The organism is Rhizobium sp. BT04 (assembly GCF_030053135.1).
GTDB classification, from domain to species: domain Bacteria; phylum Pseudomonadota; class Alphaproteobacteria; order Rhizobiales; family Rhizobiaceae; genus Rhizobium; species Rhizobium binxianense.
In genome coordinates this window covers 381,139-401,629 of sequence record NZ_CP125650.1, presented here as the reverse complement: position 1 = coordinate 401,629, position 20,491 = coordinate 381,139, and the positions used below count along the sequence as shown (strand labels likewise).

The 20,491-nt window shown below is 56.1% G+C and carries 20 protein-coding genes and 2 pseudogenes; 3 read left to right on the top strand and 19 right to left on the bottom strand.

Annotation, left to right across the window (positions count from 1 at the left end):
- Positions 1 to 29: 29 nt before the first annotated feature.
- Positions 30 to 1,118 carry a substrate-binding domain-containing protein gene (locus QMO82_RS05260; protein WP_004671515.1) on the bottom strand — a complete coding sequence of 363 codons (1,089 nt, stop codon included), beginning with the start codon at positions 1,116 to 1,118 and terminating at the stop codon, positions 30 to 32.
- A gap of 255 nt (positions 1,119 to 1,373) precedes the next feature.
- Here QMO82_RS05260 and QMO82_RS05255 point away from each other — a divergent pair, with 255 nt between their 5' ends.
- Positions 1,374 to 2,003 (top strand): 2,3-bisphosphoglycerate-dependent phosphoglycerate mutase, encoded by a 630-nt coding sequence (locus QMO82_RS05255; RefSeq protein ID WP_008534389.1) that lies wholly within the window; start codon positions 1,374 to 1,376, stop codon positions 2,001 to 2,003.
- 364 nt (positions 2,004 to 2,367) lie between these two features.
- Entirely contained in the window at positions 2,368 to 3,474 is a 1,107-nt protein-coding gene (locus QMO82_RS05250) for an NAD(P)-dependent alcohol dehydrogenase (RefSeq protein WP_004671520.1), read from the top strand.
- A gap of 236 nt (positions 3,475 to 3,710) precedes the next feature.
- On the opposite strand, the gene QMO82_RS05245 is transcribed toward QMO82_RS05250, so the two are convergent.
- The 8 genes from QMO82_RS05245 to QMO82_RS05210 form a co-directional block, all read right to left on the bottom strand.
- Positions 3,711 to 4,991 carry a bifunctional 3,4-dihydroxy-2-butanone-4-phosphate synthase/GTP cyclohydrolase II gene (locus QMO82_RS05245; RefSeq protein WP_004671523.1) on the bottom strand — a complete coding sequence of 427 codons (1,281 nt, stop codon included), beginning with the start codon at positions 4,989 to 4,991 and terminating at the stop codon, positions 3,711 to 3,713.
- Between the two features lie 16 nt (positions 4,992 to 5,007).
- Positions 5,008 to 5,526 (bottom strand): NAD(P)H-dependent oxidoreductase, encoded by a 519-nt coding sequence (locus tag QMO82_RS05240; protein ID WP_004671524.1) that lies wholly within the window; start codon positions 5,524 to 5,526, stop codon positions 5,008 to 5,010.
- Between the two features lie 360 nt (positions 5,527 to 5,886).
- The gene (locus QMO82_RS05235) at positions 5,887 to 6,285 is read right to left on the bottom strand and encodes a GFA family protein (RefSeq protein ID WP_010029274.1); all 399 of its coding nucleotides are present in this window, start codon (positions 6,283 to 6,285) and stop codon (positions 5,887 to 5,889) included.
- An 11-nt stretch (positions 6,286 to 6,296) separates the two neighbouring features.
- Positions 6,297 to 7,514, bottom strand: coding sequence for an LL-diaminopimelate aminotransferase (locus QMO82_RS05230; protein WP_026188837.1), 1,218 nt, complete (start codon positions 7,512 to 7,514; stop codon positions 6,297 to 6,299).
- A 77-nt stretch (positions 7,515 to 7,591) separates the two neighbouring features.
- Positions 7,592 to 8,761, bottom strand: a complete 1,170-nt coding sequence (locus QMO82_RS05225) for an ABC transporter substrate-binding protein (protein WP_004671529.1) — start codon at positions 8,759 to 8,761, stop codon at positions 7,592 to 7,594.
- Positions 8,762 to 8,884: 123 nt separating this feature from the next.
- On the bottom strand, positions 8,885 to 10,006 hold the full coding sequence (locus QMO82_RS05220; RefSeq protein ID WP_011053356.1) for an LLM class flavin-dependent oxidoreductase: 1,122 nt from the start codon (positions 10,004 to 10,006) through the stop codon (positions 8,885 to 8,887).
- Between the two features lie 60 nt (positions 10,007 to 10,066).
- Complete coding sequence (locus QMO82_RS05215; protein ID WP_004671531.1) at positions 10,067 to 10,474, bottom strand: carboxymuconolactone decarboxylase family protein; 408 nt, start codon at positions 10,472 to 10,474, stop codon at positions 10,067 to 10,069.
- A 72-nt stretch (positions 10,475 to 10,546) separates the two neighbouring features.
- Positions 10,547 to 11,056 carry a flavin reductase family protein gene (locus QMO82_RS05210; RefSeq protein WP_008534378.1) on the bottom strand — a complete coding sequence of 170 codons (510 nt, stop codon included), beginning with the start codon at positions 11,054 to 11,056 and terminating at the stop codon, positions 10,547 to 10,549.
- Positions 11,057 to 11,190: 134 nt separating this feature from the next.
- On the opposite strand from QMO82_RS05210, the gene QMO82_RS05205 reads away from it, so the two are divergent.
- Positions 11,191 to 11,958, top strand: a complete 768-nt coding sequence (locus QMO82_RS05205) for an SDR family oxidoreductase (RefSeq protein WP_004671535.1) — start codon at positions 11,191 to 11,193, stop codon at positions 11,956 to 11,958.
- 495 nt (positions 11,959 to 12,453) lie between these two features.
- Here the strand turns inward: QMO82_RS05205 and QMO82_RS05200 are convergent.
- The 10 genes and pseudogenes from QMO82_RS05200 to QMO82_RS05155 form a co-directional block, all read right to left on the bottom strand.
- Positions 12,454 to 13,135, bottom strand: a pseudogene (locus tag QMO82_RS05200) (IS256 family transposase); the annotation flags it as partial.
- A gap of 39 nt (positions 13,136 to 13,174) precedes the next feature.
- Positions 13,175 to 13,480 (bottom strand): hypothetical protein, encoded by a 306-nt coding sequence (locus tag QMO82_RS33770; protein ID WP_009996984.1) that lies wholly within the window; start codon positions 13,478 to 13,480, stop codon positions 13,175 to 13,177.
- 32 nt (positions 13,481 to 13,512) lie between these two features.
- Positions 13,513 to 14,955 (bottom strand): IS66 family transposase, encoded by a 1,443-nt coding sequence (locus QMO82_RS05190; protein WP_183610963.1) that lies wholly within the window; start codon positions 14,953 to 14,955, stop codon positions 13,513 to 13,515.
- 72 nt (positions 14,956 to 15,027) lie between these two features.
- A complete protein-coding gene (tnpB, locus tag QMO82_RS05185) occupies positions 15,028 to 15,375 on the bottom strand; it encodes an IS66 family insertion sequence element accessory protein TnpB (protein WP_009996986.1) in 348 nt (115 codons plus the stop codon).
- Positions 15,372 to 15,734, bottom strand: coding sequence for a transposase (locus QMO82_RS05180; RefSeq protein ID WP_029875542.1), 363 nt, complete (start codon positions 15,732 to 15,734; stop codon positions 15,372 to 15,374). Before QMO82_RS05180 ends, tnpB begins: the two co-directional genes overlap by 4 nt.
- Before the next feature lie 113 nt (positions 15,735 to 15,847).
- A pseudogene (locus QMO82_RS05175) lies at positions 15,848 to 16,201 on the bottom strand (transposase); the annotation flags it as partial.
- 189 nt (positions 16,202 to 16,390) lie between these two features.
- Entirely contained in the window at positions 16,391 to 17,620 is a 1,230-nt protein-coding gene (locus QMO82_RS05170) for an alpha/beta fold hydrolase (protein WP_008534369.1), read from the bottom strand.
- Between the two features lie 129 nt (positions 17,621 to 17,749).
- A complete protein-coding gene (locus tag QMO82_RS05165; protein WP_004673291.1) occupies positions 17,750 to 18,439 on the bottom strand; it encodes a GntR family transcriptional regulator in 690 nt (229 codons plus the stop codon).
- 120 nt (positions 18,440 to 18,559) lie between these two features.
- The gene (locus QMO82_RS05160) at positions 18,560 to 19,354 is read right to left on the bottom strand and encodes an N-acyl homoserine lactonase family protein (RefSeq protein WP_018247149.1); all 795 of its coding nucleotides are present in this window, start codon (positions 19,352 to 19,354) and stop codon (positions 18,560 to 18,562) included.
- A complete protein-coding gene (locus QMO82_RS05155) occupies positions 19,354 to 20,481 on the bottom strand; it encodes a zinc-dependent alcohol dehydrogenase family protein (RefSeq protein WP_004673287.1) in 1,128 nt (375 codons plus the stop codon). The genes QMO82_RS05160 and QMO82_RS05155 overlap by 1 nt, the downstream gene beginning before the upstream one ends.
- Positions 20,482 to 20,491 lie beyond the last annotated feature (10 nt).

Here is a 20,491-nt window from a genome sequence, read left to right as displayed (position 1 = left end):
CGGGCACGAGTGATCGTGCCCGTAGTTCATCAAGCCTTGAAATAATCAAGGAGCTTTTCGTTCGGCATTTCGGTCGGCGCCCAGTACGCATCAGTGAGATCTGCGCGATAGAACTGGGAGAGCGTCTCGTCGGTGATCGGCTTGGGGCGGTTCGTCCAGTTACGCTGAATCGGCTTCCCATCCAGCAAGGCGAAGGCGGCCCGTAGCGCGGCAGTAGACAGAGCGGGTGGGCAAATCGGACCGATCGAGGAAAGTTTTTCGTCATTCCAACGACGCATCCAGCCGTTAAGTGCTTCGCCCGTGATTGGCGGGATCGTTGAGGCGCCAGCCTCCTGCAAGGCATCCAAAACGCCAAGAGACATGTTGGCTCCATCGGTCCAGATGCCCGCGACATCGGGGTCGGAGAGATACAAGCTTTCGGCGATCTTCTTTGAGTCCTCATAAGACCAGCTTCCGTGCTGGGTCGACGTGATCTGAAGTCCAGACTTGCTGAAGACTTCCATGGCGCCTGCATAACGATCTGCATCGATGGGATGCCCGGCGACGCCACGCAGAACCCATACCTTGCCCTTGTTGCCAAGCTTGTCGACGAGGAACTGAGCCATCACGCGCCCGAAATAGAAGTCGTCGCCCTGGACCTGAACCGTAAACTCCTCGGTGTCGACGCGTCCGAGATAGACTACGGTTGGAATGCCAGCAGCCTTTGCCTTCTTGATGCCCTCGACGGCGGAACCGGTGGTTAGCGGTGCGATGATGATCGCATCGACCTTCTGGGCGATCAGATCCTCGATATCGGCAACTTGTTTGGAGGCATTGAGATCAGCGCTCCGGAACTGGTAATCAGCGATCCGATCCTTGTTCTTTTTTATTTCATATTCGGCTTCAAACGCCGTCTGGTAGGTATGCGTTGAACCAGCGAGGCCGTAGTGGCTGTGTCCGATCTTCCACGGGCCTGACTTCTTGAACTTACCCGCGTCGACAATTGGGTTGGCGCCTTCGGAGGGCCAAGTGTCAGGTAGGAGACTGATCGCGTCGTCGGCGCGAAGAATCCCCGGCATTCCGAACGTGCCGGCTACAGCAATTGCCCCGCTCGCTTGTAGAAATGTACGTCTCTTCATGAAAATTCCTCCTCCGGCCGCTCTGGGCGGCATTGTCTGTTAAGGCGAGAGCCTTGCCTTCCCAAGCCGTGCCGGACTCTCCTCAATACGGCGGAGTGCATTGGTATGAGCTATCAGACAATCTGTCAATAAATATAAACTTCGACGTTTGTTTTTTCGACATCGTTTTGTTTTCACTTGCACATAGTCGCACTTGACGGATTGTCCGATAGTGCGACAATATTCGTGTTCGCTAAATCGATGGGAGGGTTATGAATGTCCACTCTGGTGATTGTCCGGCATGGCCAAAGCGAAGGGAACGCGCGCGGGGAGTTCACGGGTACGAGCGACGTGCCGCTCACACAGGAGGGCTGGTCTGAGAGCAGGCGAGCCGGCTCACTGCTCGCGAACCTCGGCATCTCGTTCGATATTGCGTTTAGCTCTGCCCTCTTGCGCACAGTCGACACTTGCAGAGCGATTTTGAACGAAACCAACGGCGATCTGCTGGAGCCAATCAGGAGAACCGAGTTGAACGAACGCGACTACGGACAGCTCACCGGCATCAACAAGAACGTGGCACGTGAGCGGTGGGGCCAGGATGTTGTCCAGGTTTGGCGCCGCTCGTACAGCACTCCACCACCTGGGGGAGAAAGCATACGGGACATAAGCGCGAGGGTTCTGCCCTTTTTGATAAGCGAAGTGTTCCCCCCCTTGTTGAGAGGGAAATCGGTTCTTGTGGTGGCCCACGGGAATACGATCAGGTCACTAAAGCAGGGCATCGAACGCCTCACGATCCAGGATACGCTCGCTATTGAGTCACCGACCGCCGCGCCAACTGTATACCGGATTGCGTCGGACCTCTCGATCATCGAGAAGACTAACGTCCTGGTTGGTACTGTCTGTTAAGCCTGGCTGGCAGTAGCATCGTTTGTAGTCGGTTGAACTTGGCAATACCGGTGTCTCGAAGCTGTCGATAGCCTTCAGAACCGGCTCGACGTCGGCAAGCGACGCCATCCGGCTCGCCTCACACGTTGCTACTAAATTTTCGTCTGCCGATCTTTCAGCCCAAAGCGGGACAAGACGCATGCTCCCTTTCGAACATGCATCGGAACCCTTTGATCACTTCAAATCAGCGTTCACTCGTGACTTTGCAAAAATGCAGCCCTGCTCCGGTTGAACTGATCTAATTTAATAGAGTAATTATTGACTGATTGTCTGACGATGAGTACGTTCGCGCGAATTGCGTTGTGAGCCTTGGAGGAACAGTTACATGAAGCAGGCATATGCGGCGGTCTCGCGCGAAAAGGCGAAGCCCTTGATCTTGGAGTGCATAGGGATTGAGGAACCTCGTGCAGACGAGATTTTGGTCCGCATCGTCGCATCGGGGGTATGTCATACCGACCTGGTGGTCAGGGACCAGGGATATGACGTACCTCAACCTGTTGTGTTGGGACACGAAGGCTCTGGCGTCGTCGAGGCCGTCGGGAGCGCAGTTAAAGATCTTGTGCCCGGTGATCACGTTGCTTTGAGCTACGCCTATTGCGGCAAGTGCGAAAAGTGCCTTTCCGGTACACCTTTCTACTGCGAGGACTTCTTCGGTCGCAATTTCCGCGGCACTCGTCCGGATGGCACCTGCCCGATCCATGATTCTCACGGGAAACAGATTAGTGGCTGCTTCTTCGAGCAGTCGTCATTTGCAACCTACGCCATCGCCAGCGAACGAAACGCCGTGAAGGTTGCAAAGGATGTTCCACTCGAGTTGATCGGACCGCTCGGGTGCGGGCTTCAGACCGGTGCTGGCGCGGTACTGAATTGCCTCAAGCCGAAGCCCGGCTCGTCAATAGCAGTGTTCGGTGCTGGTGCGGTTGGCATGGCGGCTACGATGGCCGCGAAAATCGCCGGATGCGCGACCATCATCGTGATCGACTTGAACGATGAACGGCTGGAACTTTCGCGCGAACTCGGGGCGACGCACACGATAAATGCCCGCAAATTGGACAGCGTTGCCGCGATCAGGAAGATCGTCCCCGCAGGCGTTGATTTCAGCTTGGAATGCACGAGTTCGCCGCGAGTTTTCCGTCAGGCAGTCGACTGCCTTGGTACGCCGGGAACATGCGGTCTCGTTGGCTCGTCCGCTCTCGGCACTGAAGGCACGATCGATATCGGGAACTTCCTTTTCGGCCGCACATTGATCGGCGTTGTCGAAGGACAAAGCGTTCCGTCCGAGTTCGTCCCGCAGTTGATCGAGTATTGGCAGCAGGGACTTTTCCCGTTCGACAAACTGGTTCAGTTCTATGACCTCGACCAGATCAACGAGGCGATGGCTGATTCCGAGAGCGGCAAAGTCATTAAGCCGATCCTTCGCATGAAGCATTAGTTTTGCGAGACTTTTCGAAAGACAAGACGGACCGCGATTAAATGCGATCCGTCGGAACAGCCGTGCTCAAGACGAGATATGGTCGAACGCTGCTTTCGATGCAATCGCGGGCCACATCACTCCGATAGGCCTGCACGAATGATGTGCTGGCAGGGCCCACGCAAAAGCTCTAGGACTCTGCCGGTCAAAGGCGGCCCCCTACAATCACCGGCAGGTAAGTGGCGAGGGCGGCTCCGTTATCCAAGGGGTCCAGAGAACACCTGCGCGCCAAACACTGAAAAGACGTTGCTCCGGCCGACGTGTTCAGCTGACGTGTCCTGGTCCAACAGGTGGCCAAACCGATCGCGCTTTGTCTTAAAATAAGTGATGTTGGACGCGCTAGATGCGGCGATCAGACTCTGGCGAGACGACACGATGACGCCTGACGTTCGCAGCGCCTCTATTTTTGTAGGATTGTTGGTCAGAAGCCGAACGCTGCCGATACCGAGGTCGCGGATGATATCCGCCGCTGCGTTATATTCGCGGGAATCAGATGCGAAGCCGAGTTCCCGATTTGCCTCAAGAGTATCACGACCATGATCCTGCAGGCTGTAAGCCGCAATTTTGTTTCCTAAGCCAATGCCACGCCCCTCTTGCCCACGCATGTAGATCACGCAACCAGCGCCCGCTAACTGGACCGCCCGAAGAGCCATTTCGAGCTGTTGACCGCAGTCGCATCGCATGGACCGGAACGCCTCACCTGTCAGACATTCAGAATGCACCCGTACCAGAACGTCTTCCTTCTCGCACAACTCGCCAAGTGTCAAAGCTAAGTGTTCAGTTCCCGTCAAACTATCGCGATAAGCAATTGCCTTGAAATCCCCAAACCGCGTTGGCATAAAGGACTGCGCGTAACGCTTTACCCTCGTATCACGACTCCTGCAGTACTCAATCAAAGCGTCGATCGTTACTATGTGCAGGCCATGTTCGATTGCGAACTTCTCGAGATCTGGCAGTCGAGACATGGTTCCGTCGTCATTGGCGATCTCGCAGATTACGCCAGCCGGCGCCAGGCCGGCAAGTCGTGCAAGATCCACGGCAGCTTCGGTGTGGCCAGGACGGCCCAGGACACCGAGACGATTTGCACGCAAAGGAAAAATGTGACCCGGTCGCGATAGGTCTTCCGGCCGCGTCTGCGGATCGATGAGCGACTTGACGGTTGCTGCTCGATCTTCGGCTGAAATCCCTGTCGTTGTGCCGTGTTTGCAATCGACGGAAACGGTAAATGCCGTCTGCAGTGAGTCCGAATTACGTGTGACCATCAGGGGGATCTCGAGTTTGTCGAGACGTTCGGCTGGAAGTGGCACGCAGATAAGGCCTCTCGCATATTTCATCATGAAAGCGATGTGCTCAGCTGTTATTTTTTCGGCAGCAACGACTAGGTCGCCTTCATTCTCCCGGTTTTCGTCGTCGACCACGATAACCATCTCGCCCGCTTCGATCGCCTCGATCGCCTCATCTATGCTCGAAAAAGACATGGAATCCTCCTCCTTATTATGGGCTGACGGCGCGACGCGCGGCATCGAGCTCTCTGTCGACAAGCGCGCGCAGGTTCTCAGAAAGAGCATCGTTCTGAAAATCTTCATCGAGAGCGAAAATGAAACGGCTATGTATTTGCGCTTCGAAAAAGTCGAATAAGGCTTCCATCGAGGCTTCGACGAGCGGCTTGTGACTCGATGCTTTACCGGTTGCAAAAGGGATCACATAGCGGCCCTTAAGCGCTTTCATGTCGACAAGGTCGAATAAATGCTTCAGCAACCCAGTGTAAGATGCTTTGTAGACCGGACTACCAACAACTAGCACGTCACTAGCCAAAATATCGTTGAGTGCCGCTTTAACAATCTCAGCGGCGCTGGAGGGCAACACTGTTGCCCCAAGGTGCGGATGAAGGTCGACAAGGTCCCAGCAGCTTGCTTCGTTGCCGGACGCGCGCACCCGATCCACCATGAAGTCTGCTACGGCCCGGGTTTTCGAGGGGCGCGATAAATTCCCCGTTATTACAACAACTTTCATGTCACAGGACTCCCAACATTCTCGCATAAGACAATCTTACAATTTTCACTCACACCGCAATGGAGGTCGTTGAGGACCCGTGGGGGCAAAAATAGTCCTGCGGTGTCCTGAGCCCTCACAACCCGTAATTTCCCAACCTCGAAGGCTGGATTGCTTCGCAGAAGTCTTCTGTCTCGTACGACTTTATTCTCTCAATGGGTGGGCTCGCCGTGCAAGCGCACCTACTGTCTGCAATCCCTGCCGCTTTTACCGACCCAGCACGTTTGCGTTAGAACCTCCTGGACACGGAATGAGGCGTTGCCGCTTGATATACGGTCGCCGTGGCTCCACCTCAGTTACGACAGGTAGTATCCCGGTCACTTACGGGAACTCTGGTGAGCTTGCCTTCGATGGATCATGGGCGAGCCAAGGTTCCGCATGCGATACCCATACGTTTGACATCGGCACACTTCCAGGATCGGTATCGAACGTGCCGGCTCTAACGACTTTGAGCTCCGGGCTGGCCGGCCGCTCCGCATAAACGTGCGAGCCACATACCGAACAAAACCACCGCAGCTTTCCAGGCGTCGATTCGAAGCTATGAAGCGTATCTTGGCCTGTAAGGATCTTGAAGTGCTCGCTTTTCACCTTCGCAGCGGTATTGTGATCAGCGGCGTGTGACTTCCGGCATGTTTGACAGAAGCAATTCCACATGGGTCCATCAATTTCCTGAACCTGGTACGTTACCGCTTTGCATTGGCATGATCCGAAGATTGGCATCGGGTATCCTTTCACTGATTCATTACGTTGATTTCAAATTTCTCGTCGCCGCTAAGCCAGCGTTTGATGTTGCGCGCAGCCTGGCGGATGCGGTGTTCGTTCTCGACGAGCGCCAGACGGACGTAGTCGTCGCCCATTTCGCCGAAGCCGATACCCGGTGCAACGGCGACGTCGGCCTTCTCGACCAGCAGCTTGGAAAACTCCAGCGAACCGAGATGACGGAACTTTTCCGGGATCTTTGCCCAGGCGAACATGGTGGCAGCCGGCGGCGGCACGTCGAAGCCGGCCTTCCCGAAGCTTTCGACCATGACGTCGCGGCGACGCTTGTAGACGTTGCGAACCTCCGCAATGTCGGAACCGTCGCCGTTCAGCGCATGGGTCGCGGCCACCTGGATCGGCGTGAAGGCGCCGTAGTCGAGATAGGACTTGACGCGGGTGAGCGCCGCGATCAGCCGCTCGTTGCCGACGGCAAAGCCCATGCGCCAGCCGGGCATGGAAAAGGTCTTCGACATCGAGGTGAATTCGACGGTCACATCCATTGCACCCGGCACTTCGAGAACCGATGGCGGCGGAGCGCCGTCGAAGTAGATCTCGGAATAGGCAAGGTCGGAAAGCACGATGATGTCATGCTTCTTGGCGAAGGCGACGACGTCCTTATAGAAATCGAGCGTCGCGACGAGGGCCGTCGGGTTCGACGGATAGTTGAGGATCAGCGCCAACGGCTTCGGGATCGAATGCCGGACCGCCCGCTCCAGCGGCGGGAAAAAGCTCTCATCCGGCTCAACCGACATCGAGCGGATCACGCCGCCCGCCATCAGGAAACCGAAGGCGTGGATCGGATAGGTCGGGTTCGGGCAGAGGATCACGTCGCCGGGCGCGGTGATCGCCTGCGCCATGTTGGCGAAGCCTTCCTTGGAGCCCAAGGTGGCGACCACCTGGGTATCCGGGTTGAGCTTGACACCGAAACGGCGGGCATAATAGGCGGCCTGGGCACGGCGCAGCCCCGGAATGCCCTTGGAGGAGGAATAGCGGTGGGTGCGCGGATCCTGCACGACCTCGCACAGCTTGTCGACGATCGACTGAGGAGTGGGAAGGTCGGGGTTTCCCATGCCGAGATCAATGATATCGGCGCCGCCCGCTCGCGCGCTTGCTTTCAAACGGTTGACCTGTTCGAAAACATAAGGCGGCAAACGTTGAATTCTGTGAAAGTCCAGCACACTATTTCCAATCAAATCGCAGATACCTCCCGCGCCGATTATAGAAACCGACGCGGGAGGCTGGGAGGTCTCCTTCCGGAGAACATTCATTACTTCTTCGGCCGCCAAGCTAACGGATCTTCAGGACGTTCGAAGTAGTTTGCAGCGACGTCTGCAGGCCACCAGCCGTTGTTCTTCGGCTCGATCCAATCCGTGGAATTGGGATCGCAATCTTCCTTCAGCACTTCCTTCACGTCATCAATGGTGTAAGGAAGCGCAGGACGAAGAATCGACTGGATCTTTGGTCCCTGGCCTTCGAGCGTTCGCATCATGACGTCCCACACAAGGCGGGCATCAGACCGCGGCGGCCAGAAATGGAAGCTCTTGCTTATGAAATCAGGGTTCTTACGCCAGTAGCAGGCTGCCGAAGCCTCACCCCCGAGCACGATAGGCATCATGTCGCGGCCGGATTGCTGTACTGCGTTCACGACACCGTTTTCTGAAGCGGACTGAACGAGAATGCCATTAACCTCAGCAAGATTGGTGGCAAGAAACTTCTGAACCTCAACCTGGGCGACCTGGTCGGTCCATTTGCCAGCTATCGTGCCTACAATTTTGATACCGGGGAATTTATCGAACGCGTTCTTCGCGCCGATGTCGAAGCTGTCCGATGATGCGAAACCGGGGATGCCCGATACCATCAGGACGTTGCCTTTTTCACCGATTTCCTTGGCAAGCCATTCAGCAGCCTTGTAGCCACCGTCGGTGTTATTCTCTGTGGCATTGATTGCGTAGGGTGATGTGACATAGCCCGAGACTGAGAAGACTGGCACGCCTTTCGAATGAGCATACTCTATGGTCTTGTTAAGTGCGGTAATGTTCGAGCAGCAAATGACGATCGCATCAACACCGTCGTCAACCATCTGCCGCATCTGCTGGATTTGGACAGCGTCTTTGAGGTCAGACTGCGTGACGATTAGATCGGAGACTAGGCCTGCTTCCTTATATCTCGGAAGCAATACGTTGGTGAATTCGTCCAGGATGTTCGCGCGCCAGGTATTACCGGCATATGTGGATGCATAACCAATTTTCCACGGCGGTGGACGTTTTGGAACAAAATCTTTGTACACCGTCCCCCCGAGCGGAATGGCGGGATCGATATTCTCGTAAAGCGCCTTTTGGTCCGGCGGCAACGAATCGAGGCCGTCAGCCTTCGCCACGCCGTTCATGTGATAAAGGCTCGACAGCGTAAAAAGCGCTGCAACGATTTTCTTCAGCATTCAGGGCCTCCTCCCCTTGTGGTTCCGCTCAACCGCCGGCCCCTTTGGCCGCCAGCCGCGAAAATCCTGCCAGAATCTGGCAGAGTTCGTGTCGGGACGGCAATCGCCGTCCCGAGGACTGGTTCAGTTGCGCAGACCGGCTTGCTTGAGCAGCGGCATGACACGGTCGTTAAAGAAGGGAAGTTCCTCGTTGTAATCGACCATTGTCAGCAAGGCGCCGTTGACGCCTGTATTGCTGAGATCCACGAGCTTGTCGGCGACTTGTTCTGGATTGCCGACGATCGGGTATCCACCCCAGCCAGCGACGAAGCGTTCCTTGAATTTTTGATACATTTCGGCAGAATGGTTTTGAGATTGCACCTGCAGAACTTCACAGATGTTCTCGCATGCCTCCCAGTCACCCTTCTGGTTGACGTAGTAGTCGTAGTATTCCTTTGCTTCCTTCTCCGTTTCGCGAACGATAACGGGGCAAGCTGTGAATGTGCCAAGATCACGGTTATATTCAGTACGCGCCAGGTCCTTCACCTTTTTGACCCAGGCAGCGCCGGATTCCATGTCTTGCATGAAGCCGAAGTTGAAGTCGCAGAACTTGGCGGTGAAATGCAGTCCCTTGCCCGAGGCGCCGGCGCAGATCAGGAGCGGGCGACCCGCCTTGTTGTAGGGTTTGGGTTCACTGAAGGCGTCTTTGACTTTGAGGAACTCGCCTTCGAAGGTAACGCCATTGCGTTTCCAGAGCGTCTCGACGATATCCATCCATTCAGTGGCGTATTCATAGCGGGTGTCGTGCTCCATCATAGGAACTCCGAACATTTCCATTTCGGGAGTGAACCAGCCGGTAACGAGATTGAGGCCGTATCGACCCTTCGAGATGTGATCGATTGTTGTCGCCATCTTGGTTGCAACAATCGGGTTTAGCGTCGGAATGTGAGTCGTTGAGAAGAACTGGAGCTTCGTGGTGACCGCCGCGAGAGCGGCCGCCCAGGTGAACGTATCCATGTTCACGCCATTGAAGTTTGAAGGACCGCCAAAACCACGCCAGCGTGCAATCGGCACCATGCATTCCCAACCGGCTGCCTCAAGCTTCTTTGCAATCTCGACGTTGTGGTCGAAGGTAGGTTCGAACGTTGTCTCAGCGAGCGTAATCGCGCATGCATTCGAGCAATTCGTGCCAAATACGCCGAGCTTGAGCTTGTTATCATTGAACATTGGGTTTCCGGCAGCGCGGAAATCGTCTTGTGCGGTCACTGTAGTCCCTCCTCGGGCTGGCAACGGATGATGCTCAGCCCACTCAAATGCGTTGAATAACTAGATGCCCATCTCGTCGAAAACTTCCGCTGCCACGCGGAAGCTGTCGATGGCCGCAGGAACACCGCAGTAAATCGAAACCTGGAGGAAAACCTCCCGAATTTCCTCTTTGGTAAGACCGTTGTTGATTGCTCCGCGAACATGCAGTTTCAGCTCATGCGGACGATTGAGGGCCGAAATCATCCCGAGATTGAGGATGCTGCGCTGCTTGCGCTCCAGGCCCGGCCGATTCCAAATCGCGTCCCAGCAGTATTCTGTGACGAGGGTTTGCATCGGCCAATTGAAGTCGGTGGCTTTGCTGACCGACGCATCAACATAGCCCCCCCCCAAGACTTCGCGCCGGGTCTTTAGTCCGCGCTCAAAGCGCTCTGTGACTTCACGTCCATGAATTTCTCTTGCGGGTGCCATATTGCTCACGCTTTTCTCCTTGCCGCCCTTGGGCTTTCGATGAGTGATGTGATTGGTGGTTAAAGCCACCTACTATGCGGCCGATCCACTGATGGACGACGACCTGACGAGTTGACCGTTTTCGTAGAGAAGCGGCGCGATTGACTCGATGAACCGTGCTTCGAGCACTTCTCCGAGCACAACATCATGCGTTCCAACGTGAACGACATCTTTTAGCTTGCAGACAAACGCCGCCTGCGCATCGGACAGGACCGGCATGCCGTCGAGAGACAGCCACTCGCCGTAATGAAAGCGCTCTTCACCCTTCAATTGCCCACTGAACAGCGGCACAAGATCGGCATGTGAAAGATGCAGCATGTTCACGGCGAACTTCCCGGAGATCTTCAAAGGCTGATTCACCGAAGCCGATTGGTTGATGCAGACAAGAACAGTTGGTGGGTCCGCGGTAACCGACTGGACCGCGGTGGCGGCCATGCCATGACGGACCCCGTTGAGTTCGGTCGTGATCAAGCAGATGGTTGATGTGAACCGACGCATAGCTGCCTTAAAAGCCAACTGCGCCTCAGTGCTGGTATCGGCCATATTGTCCTCCCACGGCCAAATTCGATCGAGCCTAGATAAACAGATCAGCAGACAATCTGTCAACTGGATTTTCACAATTGACAGATTGTCTGCTAAAATGTCTTCTAAGGCACCCAAAAATGAGGAGATGGTCGATGGATTTGAATCAAAGAGTTTGTATCGTCACAGGGGGCGGCAGCGGCATTGGTCGTGCGACAGCCGAGCTTTTCGCAAAGAACGGCGCCTATGTGGTTGTTGCTGATGTCAATGAAGACGCCGCGGTTCGTGTGGCGAACGAGATCGGCTCGAAGGCTTTCGGTGTTCGCGTCGACGTCTCGTCCGCCAAGGACGCGGAAAGCATGGTTGAGAAGACGACCGCAAAGTGGGGCCGGGTCGACGTGCTCGTCAATAATGCCGGGTTCGGAACGACGGGGAATGTGGTGACCATTCCTGAAGAAACTTGGGACCGGATTATGTCCGTAAACGTCAAAGGGATCTTCCTTTGCTCAAAGTACGTCATTCCTGTTATGCGACGGAACGGCGGAGGTTCGATCATCAATACGACTTCCTACACCGCAACCTCAGCAATCGCGGACAGGACTGCCTACGTAGCATCGAAAGGAGCAATATCTTCGCTGACGCGCGCGATGGCCATGGATCATGCGAAAGAGGGAATTCGTGTCAACGCGGTCGCTCCAGGGACAATCGACTCTCCTTACTTCACGAAAATCTTCGCCGAAGCGAAGGACCCCGCGAAGCTTCGCAGCGATTTCAACGCCCGTGCCGTCATGGATCGGATGGGGACAGCTGAAGAGATTGCTGAAGCAATGCTTTTTCTTGCGTCCGATCGTTCGAGGTTCGCGACCGGTAGCATTCTGACGGTCGATGGCGGCTCCTCGATCGGAAACCACCTGGTCAAGTGAAGGAAAGGGCGGCACTCGTCATGCCCTTACATTTGAGGCAGGAACACCGGGTATAAGGCTCCAGCCTCGTTGATCATTGACGTGTTCCTAACCCGTCAATGACAGCACAGAGCTGTTGGCCTAGGCGCAGCTCTTGTCGGACTTGCGGCACGCTCCAGCAAATATGATAGAGAAGGAGAAGGACTGCCGGCGACAACTAGATCTAACAGCGGAAACTGGATCAAGGACATTTCGCAATTTTTGTCGAATAACCCCACGATGTCGGTCAGATGACGTCATGCGAGTGCCGACCTTCCGGAATAGCCGCATGCTGGTTCCGAATGCCCTCTATCGCAACGCTGTCGGCATAAGTTTAGTCCGGAATACAAGGTGATACGATCGTGTCCCGGGAGGTGGTGTAGGTCGCGGCTGATGGCCGTGCTTTCCCGACATGGGTCGGAAGGGGATATCAGCGTGCCACAGCGGGGCAGGCTGATTTGGGGCTCATCTCATTTGGGCCATGGTCTCAAGCGTCATATACTTGGCGCGTTGAACGGCCCATTCGTCATTCTGTTCGAGCAGCAGTGCGCCGACGAGACGGACGATGGCTTCGTCGTTCGGAAAGATGCCGACGACCTCGGTGCGTCGCTTGATTTCGCCGTTGAGACGCTCAATTGGATTCGTCGAGTGCAGCTTTGCCCGGTGCTCTTTCGGGAAGGTCATGTAGGCGAGCACGTCCTCTTCAGCGTCGTCCATGATGGTGGCAAGCTTCGGCACTTTCGGCCTGATTTGATCGGCGACACTGCGCCATTGTGCGGCTTGCTGCCTCCGGGGTCTCCTGGGCAAAGGCCGTCGCGATGAAGGCGGATACGACCCGCCTGCCGCTCTTTCCAGCATGCGCGAGCACGTTCCTCATGAAGTGAACCCGGCACCTTTGCCAAGTGGCATTGAGAACCTTGGAAACGGCAGCCTTGATGCCCTCATGTGCATCAGAGACAACCAACTTCACCCCGCGTAGACCGCGGCGCGTTAGCCTGCGCAGGAATTCCGTCCAGATCGGTTCGGCCTCCGAGGTGCCAACTTCCATACCCAGGACCTCGCGCCGACCGTCGTTATTGACGCCGACCGCGATAATGACGGCGACTGAGACGATGCGGCCGCCACGCCGGACCTTGAGATAGGTCGCATCCACCGTAAGCGTCCGGCGAACGCATTTTCGGGTGTCGAGAGATGGAATCTATAGGCCGCGTTTCATCTCATCGGCCATGATGCGGTCGATTATTTCAGGATCGCACTGTGTGTCGATGAGGAACTCGCGGATACCGCCGTCCCACGTCCTGATGTCGGCGAGTAGGCTTTGAAGTTCTTCGATGCCATTCTCGGTCAGACCCTTCGTGCCGTCTTCACTGCCATCGCCGACGTAAACCAGTTCGCCTTCGGAGATGTTGTCCGAGTTTGCGGTCACTTCTTCGATCAGTTCGAGGTTTTCGCCGATCATGCCGGCGACTTGGCTGAGTGTGTAGATGAACCTCGAGCGCGCCATCAGGCGGCCTCGCATCGAGCTTTTGCCGGCGTTCAGTTCCAAGGCAGGAGGTCTTCAATTCGGTCTTCGGGGTGATCCTGGATCCGGGTCAGGACATCCGTCAGATAGACCTCTGGATTATGGCCTTGCAGTTTGACCGTCTCGATGATGGTGAGGATGTTGGCGATGCGCTCGCCGCCCTTGTCCGAGCCGGCAAACAGCCAGTTCTTCCTTCCAATTCCAAGCGGACGCATGGCTCGTTCAGCGATGTTGTTGTCGATTTCGACACGGCCATCGTCGATGTAGACGCTCAAGGCTGCCCATCGCGACAGGGCATATCGCATCGCCTCGGCCAGCCTCTGCTTCTGAGGCAAAGTCGAGAGTGTCGCCTCGATCCAGGCCTTGAGTTCGTCCAGAACAGGCCGGGCATGGTGTTGGCGCAGGGTGCGCCGCTCGTCAGCCGACATGCCTCGGATACGGTTCTCGATATCGTAGAGAGCGCCGATGCGTGACAGCGCTTCCTCAGCGATCGGAGACGGCTTGAGCTTTATCACATCATGGAACTTGCGGCGCACATGCGCCATGCAGGCGGCTTCAATGATCTGGTTGCCATAGAGCTTCTTGTAACCCCCGTAGCCGTCGGCATGCATGACGCCGCTGAAGCTTGCCAGGTGATCAGCCGGATGTGCGCCCCTGCGGTCGGGGCTGTAGTAATAGGCAATGGCTGCGGGAGTGGCGGATTGATAGCCACTGCCGTCAAAGACGTAGACCCAGACCCTGCCGGTTTTTGTCTTGCCCCGCCCGGGGTCGAGAACATCGACCGGGGTATCGTCCGTATGTATTCGGTCGAGTGCGGCGATATGGGCCCTGATTAACAGGACAAGTGGTGTCAGCAATGCAGATACCCGGCCGACCCAGTCGGCCATTACGGATCGGGAGATGTCTATCCCCAACCGGTCGTACATCTCTGACAGGCGGTAGAGGGGAATGTGATCGTCGAATTTGGCGATCATGATGTGGGCGAGCAGCCCCGGCCCGGGTTTGCCGCGCTCGATCGGCAAGGTCGGCATCTCGCCAGCCACTGTCGTATCGCATTCCCTGCAGATCATGCGCTTCTCGACATGCCGGACAATCTTGACCGACGCCGGCACGTGCTCCAGCACCTGGACCACTCTGTCGGCCGCCTTCAGGAACGAAGTGCCACCGCAGGTCGGGCAATTGCAGGGAGCTTTCCCGGAGCGCTGTTCAGCCTCGGCCCGGGAGGCCTCGATCTCCTCCAACATCAGCTCGAATTGCTCGATCTTCCTGTCGATCTTTTCCGAAGACGCGCCATGTTGCCGATGTCGGAGAAGCTCCAGTTGCGCGCGAAGAAGCCCGATTATGGAGTCTCGCTTGATGACCTCGGCTTCCTGGCTCTCAAGTTTTGCCGCCTGTTCCGCGACGAGTGCGCGCAAAGTATTGAGCTCGTCCTGACTGTCCAGCGGCGCTGTTTCCATATCCGCGAAACTAGCCGATTTGCCTCTGACGCACCAGCGTTAAGCTTCCCATGCCCCTGCAAAATATAGCTTTTATCCCGTTCGGCCGGGAGCGGAAGTCCACGCCGGGCGTCGCCAATCGATCCCCTCAACGAGCATCGAAAGCTGCGCCTGCGTCAGGTGCGCTACACCCTCTTTCGCCGTCGGCCAGGGAAAGTATCCGCGCTCCAAAATCTTGTAGAACAGACAGAACCCCTGGCCATCCCACCAAAGAAGCTTGATCCGGTCCGCGCGTTTTCCGCGAAAGCCGAAGATTGCGCCCGAGCCCGGTGCCTCCCTCACGACCGTCTCGACCAGCGCGGACAGACCATCAATGCCACGCCGCATATCGGTCACTCCGCAGGCCAGATAGACCCTCACATTCCCCGATGGGCCGATCATACCGCCTCCACGCAAGCGACGAGCGGGCCAAGCAGCTTCAACTCAACGTCAACCGCAACCTTCAAGCTCCGACCGTTTCGAAGCAAGATCTCAACGATCGTCGGCCTTGTTGCTGCGGTAGACGGCTGGCTTACGCCAACCTCCTCCGTGATTTCCACCGGGAGGAACACCGTCGGCCGATCGGCATAGTTGAATGATTGCCGCCACAAGCGGATCTGGCCCGGATGAATGTCGTGCCGGCGCGCCACATCGCCAATGCGAGCACCGGGCTCATCAGCTTCCGCAAGTATCCTCAGCTTCGCCTCGTCCGACCAACGCCGTCTGCGCTCGGTACCGGACATGATCTCTATGCGAGCCATGAAACCTCTTCGTTCTGGTATTAATGTCAGCACTAATGCTGGTTCTAATGCCAGAACATCGCCTGATTTGGCCGATCAGCAAAAACAGCTCACCGTACGCTCACCATCCACCACAGGTCGTCGACAGAACGAGTCGAGATTCCCTGGATATACGCTTCCTGGATAACGGCCGTCAGAGCTTTCTCTGCCATGCGGCGCGGTTCAAGGAAGCTCGGAAAGTAGCTGCCCTTGCGCAGCTTCGGAATGCGAAGCTCGACGGTGCCAGCCCGCGTCTCCCAATCGCGGTCACGGTAGCCATTGCGTTGAGTGAGCCGCATCGGGTTCTTCACACCGAAGTCAGCACCCGTGGCCGAGCCGACCTCCAACTCCATCAGCCGCTCGGCAGCAAGACCGATCATCTCACGCAACAAATCTGCATCGGCACTCTTCTCAACAAGCGAACGCACGTTCATCATGTCATTGGTCATCGGTGATCTTTCCGTCAGGTTGGTCTTGAACAACCCGACCCTAGCGGAAAACACTGATGGCCGCCCGCAAAGCCGATCACCCGCTACAGCGCAACGAGAAGCGCGCGGGCGCTCGGCTTTACTCCCTACCGTCACCTACGCCACGTACTGGGACACGATCGGTAAATGGCCAACGCGGTTGCTTTGTGATCAGCCGTTATCTTCGACGAACCGAATAGCGTCTTGCAAGAAGCTCCGGAAATAGTCAGGATTTTCGCACATCGGAAAGTGCCCAAGCCCCTCCATAACGACATGACGGCTGCCAGGAATGAGGGCCGCTAACGCTGCTCCGTCTGCAGGCGTCGCAGAGTAGTCATAGGTCCCGGAGAGAAGAACGGTCGGTGTTCGCTTGGCATCAATCTTCGGACCGACGACGGCACCGTCGAACTCGTCGCTGTAGAACGAAAGATCGCCGGGATAAACTCCAGGAGCACCCTGCGAGTAGATCCAACTGGCGCGGCGTCGCTCTTCTTGCGGGCTGAGCGGGCTCATGATTCCGCGGACATAGGCTGAGTTATGAAGCGACCCATGAACGTTGACGTTGTGTTGAAAGGGGTTGCGACGGCCCTTTGACTTCAACGGCGGCTCGACCGCAATTACACCCATTAGACGTTCCGGTCGCTCCGCCGCCAGCACCATGCACATCGCCGCGCCCATAGATCCTCCAACGACGATAGCTCTGTCTCCGACGAGCTGGTCGAGTATCGCCGTGCACCAGGTCAGGTAGAGATCCGTTGTGAGTTGATAGGGCGAGCCGTCCCAAGTTAAAGGAGGCATCGAACGTCCGTGAAACGGCAGATCAACTGAGATCAATCGGTTCGTACGCGCAAACCCAGTGTCGGAGAGTTGCGGTAGAAACTGACGGCCGTCTGCGCCAGCCGTATGGAGGAAAAGGATAGGAGTTCCTGCACCGGCTTCCTCGTAAAAGATATCGTGTTCTACGCCGCCGACCTCTACCCGCTTATAGCGTCCGGTGACCTGTTCAATATTTCGATCGACCTTCGGCGCAACTAGGGGCGGAGACGCTACGACGATTTCGAACAGTCGCTCCAGAGCGGGACGCGCTTGAGCGATTGCTACGGGCGAACCAGATAACGTGAACTCAGGGTTAGCGAGTTGAAAGGCGGTGAACGAATGGTAGGTTGCCGGCGGCGGCACCTGCATAACCTTTTCCCAAGCTCCTTCTGGGGCACTCAGTATGACGTCAGCATTTTCGTCCGCGCCGTCCAGTGCGACTATCCCGCCTCCCACAGCAAGTGATGACTTTTCTGGTCCAACTTGCAACGAGATCCGTGTTGTAAGACCTGGGGTCAGTCGCGGTAGCTCCGGATCTTCGATCGCCAGGGTTACGCGTTTAATCAGCTCGGCATGGGCGCCCATACGTCCTCCCTAACAAAATGATGTTGTTGGGAAGCCGCACTTCCTGTGTCTCACCTCCCATAAGAGAGGTAAGCAGATTTTCAGACAATCTGTCAACCTTAGCCGTCGCCTGAACTTCGTTTTGTGGAACTACTCGGAGGTTTCGACGGGGTTCTTGCTCAAGTAGTCCAACGCCACCTTAGCCGCGATTTCGATATGGCGCTTGCAAAGCGCGGCTGCCCTGTCGCCATCACGCAACGCAATAGCGGCCGCAATCTCTCTTATTTCGAAAACGCTGTTCTGCAGCCGCCCTGGCTGGGTCATCGATGTCATCCGCAACAATGTGACCCGGTTGTGCAACGACGTGAGCATTTGCTTCACAAACACGTTCTTGCTGCCGGTCATCAAACAATCGTAAAAAGCGGTCTTGGCTTCGATGATCCGCGTTCCGGAACCGCTCTTGGCTGCGGCTTCGAACGCTTCCACGGTCTCGAGGAGAGCAACGATCTCTTCATTCGAACCGTTCTCGGCGAACTCCTGGCCGGCAAAGCTTTCAAGCAGCGCGCGTACACTATAAAGCTGCCTAGCCTCCTCGTAGCTGATAGTGCTGACAACCGGCCCCCGATGCGGATAGCTAGTAATAAGCCCTTCAGCTTCTAACTGGCGTAGCGCCTCGCGAACTGAAGTTCGGCCAACCCCGATAAGTTCGCACAACTCGCGCTCCACCAGCCGCTGCCCGGGCTTGAAACGGCCACTTGAAATAGCCTGCCGGAGCTTATCCTCAACAAGGATTCGAAGAGAGGCGTTTTGACGTCTAATCTGGAGGTCGATCGTTCCCATTCACAACAAACCTTCGATGAAATTTCTAGTGACGCACAGAATCAATATACTGCCGGAGCGTTTCGTAGGACAACCCGATTGTCTGCAAACAGCAAAAAATTTCAATCGGTTTATTGTGGGTCACAGGAGAACTCTAGCGAACTGGAGGTCTGGCGCAAGGGGAGAAAATTTCTGTAGCACCTCAGGGTCATGACCCGGAATGATGAGTCCGTTTGCTCCGGCAAGGACGCGGAGCTTGTTGTAACCCTCGATGACCTCTAGGTAATCTGCAAACAGGGGAAACGCGCCGTCATTTTCAAGATAGTGCTGGAAATGAAGCGCGTCGGAAGCGATAACCAGCAAAGCGCCGCCTGTTGCCACCGTAACAACTTGCAAACCTTTCGAGTGACCGCCAACCAGATGCACCCTGCATCCAGGAACAATTTCCCCATCCCCATCATGGAACCGTACCCGTGACTGAAAAACGAGCCGGACCGCGTCGACGACACCTTCTGTAGCAAAAGGCCGACGCATTCGCTCATGGCACATACACCGCCCCGTTCCATACGCCATCTCCCGATCCTGAATGTGAAAAGTGGCGTTAGGAAAGGCCGGGAGGTTTCCGGCGTGATCGTAGTGCAGGTGTGTCACAACGACATCAGTAATTTCGCTGGATTTGATGCCAAGGCTGCTCAGTGCTGCCACCGGATGGATCAAGAGGGTCCGCCCTCTGGCCGCGCCCTCTCCGGCTTCGAAACCAGTGTCAACAAGAATTAATCGGTCCTCGAGACGGATCAGCCACACGAAGTAGTCGATTTGTGATGGACGATCATGAATGTCATTCGTCTCTAGTATCAGGTCACTTACTGGTCTTTGCGCGGTGCCGTAATGGATGGCGAGCACTGTCCACTCGTTCAAGAGAATTCTCCCCGCCATCAGTCCATCAAGACTAGGTGTCGATTGATCTCGGCCCTGTCAAGACGGTCGAAAACCTCATTGATCTCATCAAGGGGGCCAGTGCTCGACAGCAATTTGTCCACTGGCAGCTTACCTTTGAGGTAAAGGTCGATATAGCGGGGTATGTCGCGCGATGGCACGCAGGAACCCATATAGCTGCCCTTGATCGTTCTCTCCTCTCCGACCAACGGCAAGGGCGAAACCTCGAAACGGGAATTTGCGCTGGCCAGTCCGGCCGTAGCGGTCATCCCTCCGCGCCGGGTAATCTCATATGCAAGCTCGAATGCCTTTTTGGATCCAGCCATCTCTATCGCGTAGTCTACCCCGCCGCTTGTCGCGCCTTTTACTTGGGCAACAATATTCGGCGAGGTGGCCAAAAAAGTCTTCGTCGCTCCCAGCTCCTTGGCAAGATCCAGCTTCGCTTGGATTAGGTCGATCGCCACGATATCGCTTGCACCGCTCGCAACAGCGCCAAGTATCGCCGAAAGGCCTACGCCGCCGAGCCCGATTACCGCCACACTACGGCCTGGGCGGACCCCACACGTGTTCATCACAGCTCCAACGCCGGTCATAACGGCACAGCCGAAGAGAGCAGCTGTCGCCAAATCGATATCTTTGGTCACTTTGACTACCGAGCTCGCCGACACGACAGCATATTCGGAAAACGCAGAAACGCCGCTATGGTGGTTAATTTCGTATCCTCTCAAACGGATGTGCTTGCCGCCGGATAGAAGCGTTCCTGCAGCATTGGCCTGGTAGCCCGGTTCGCAGAGGCTGGCGCGGCCTTCAGCGCAATATGAGCAATGGCCACAAACCGGCAGAAATGACATGACTACATGGTCACCAACCTCAACCTTCTCGACACTCGGTCCGATTGCTGCGACGACGCCAGATGCCTCATGGCCTAGAGCGACTGGAAGCGGACGCGGTCTGTCCCCATTGATTGCGGACAGGTCAGAGTGGCAGACACCGGCAGCCTTGATCTTGACCAACACCTCCATGGGGCCAGGCGGCGTCAGTTCCACAAGCTCAATCTTAAGAGGTTTCGAATTTGAATAGGGCTTCGGCAGACCCGACTCCCTGAGGATTACCGAACGCATCTGCATCTTTGAAATT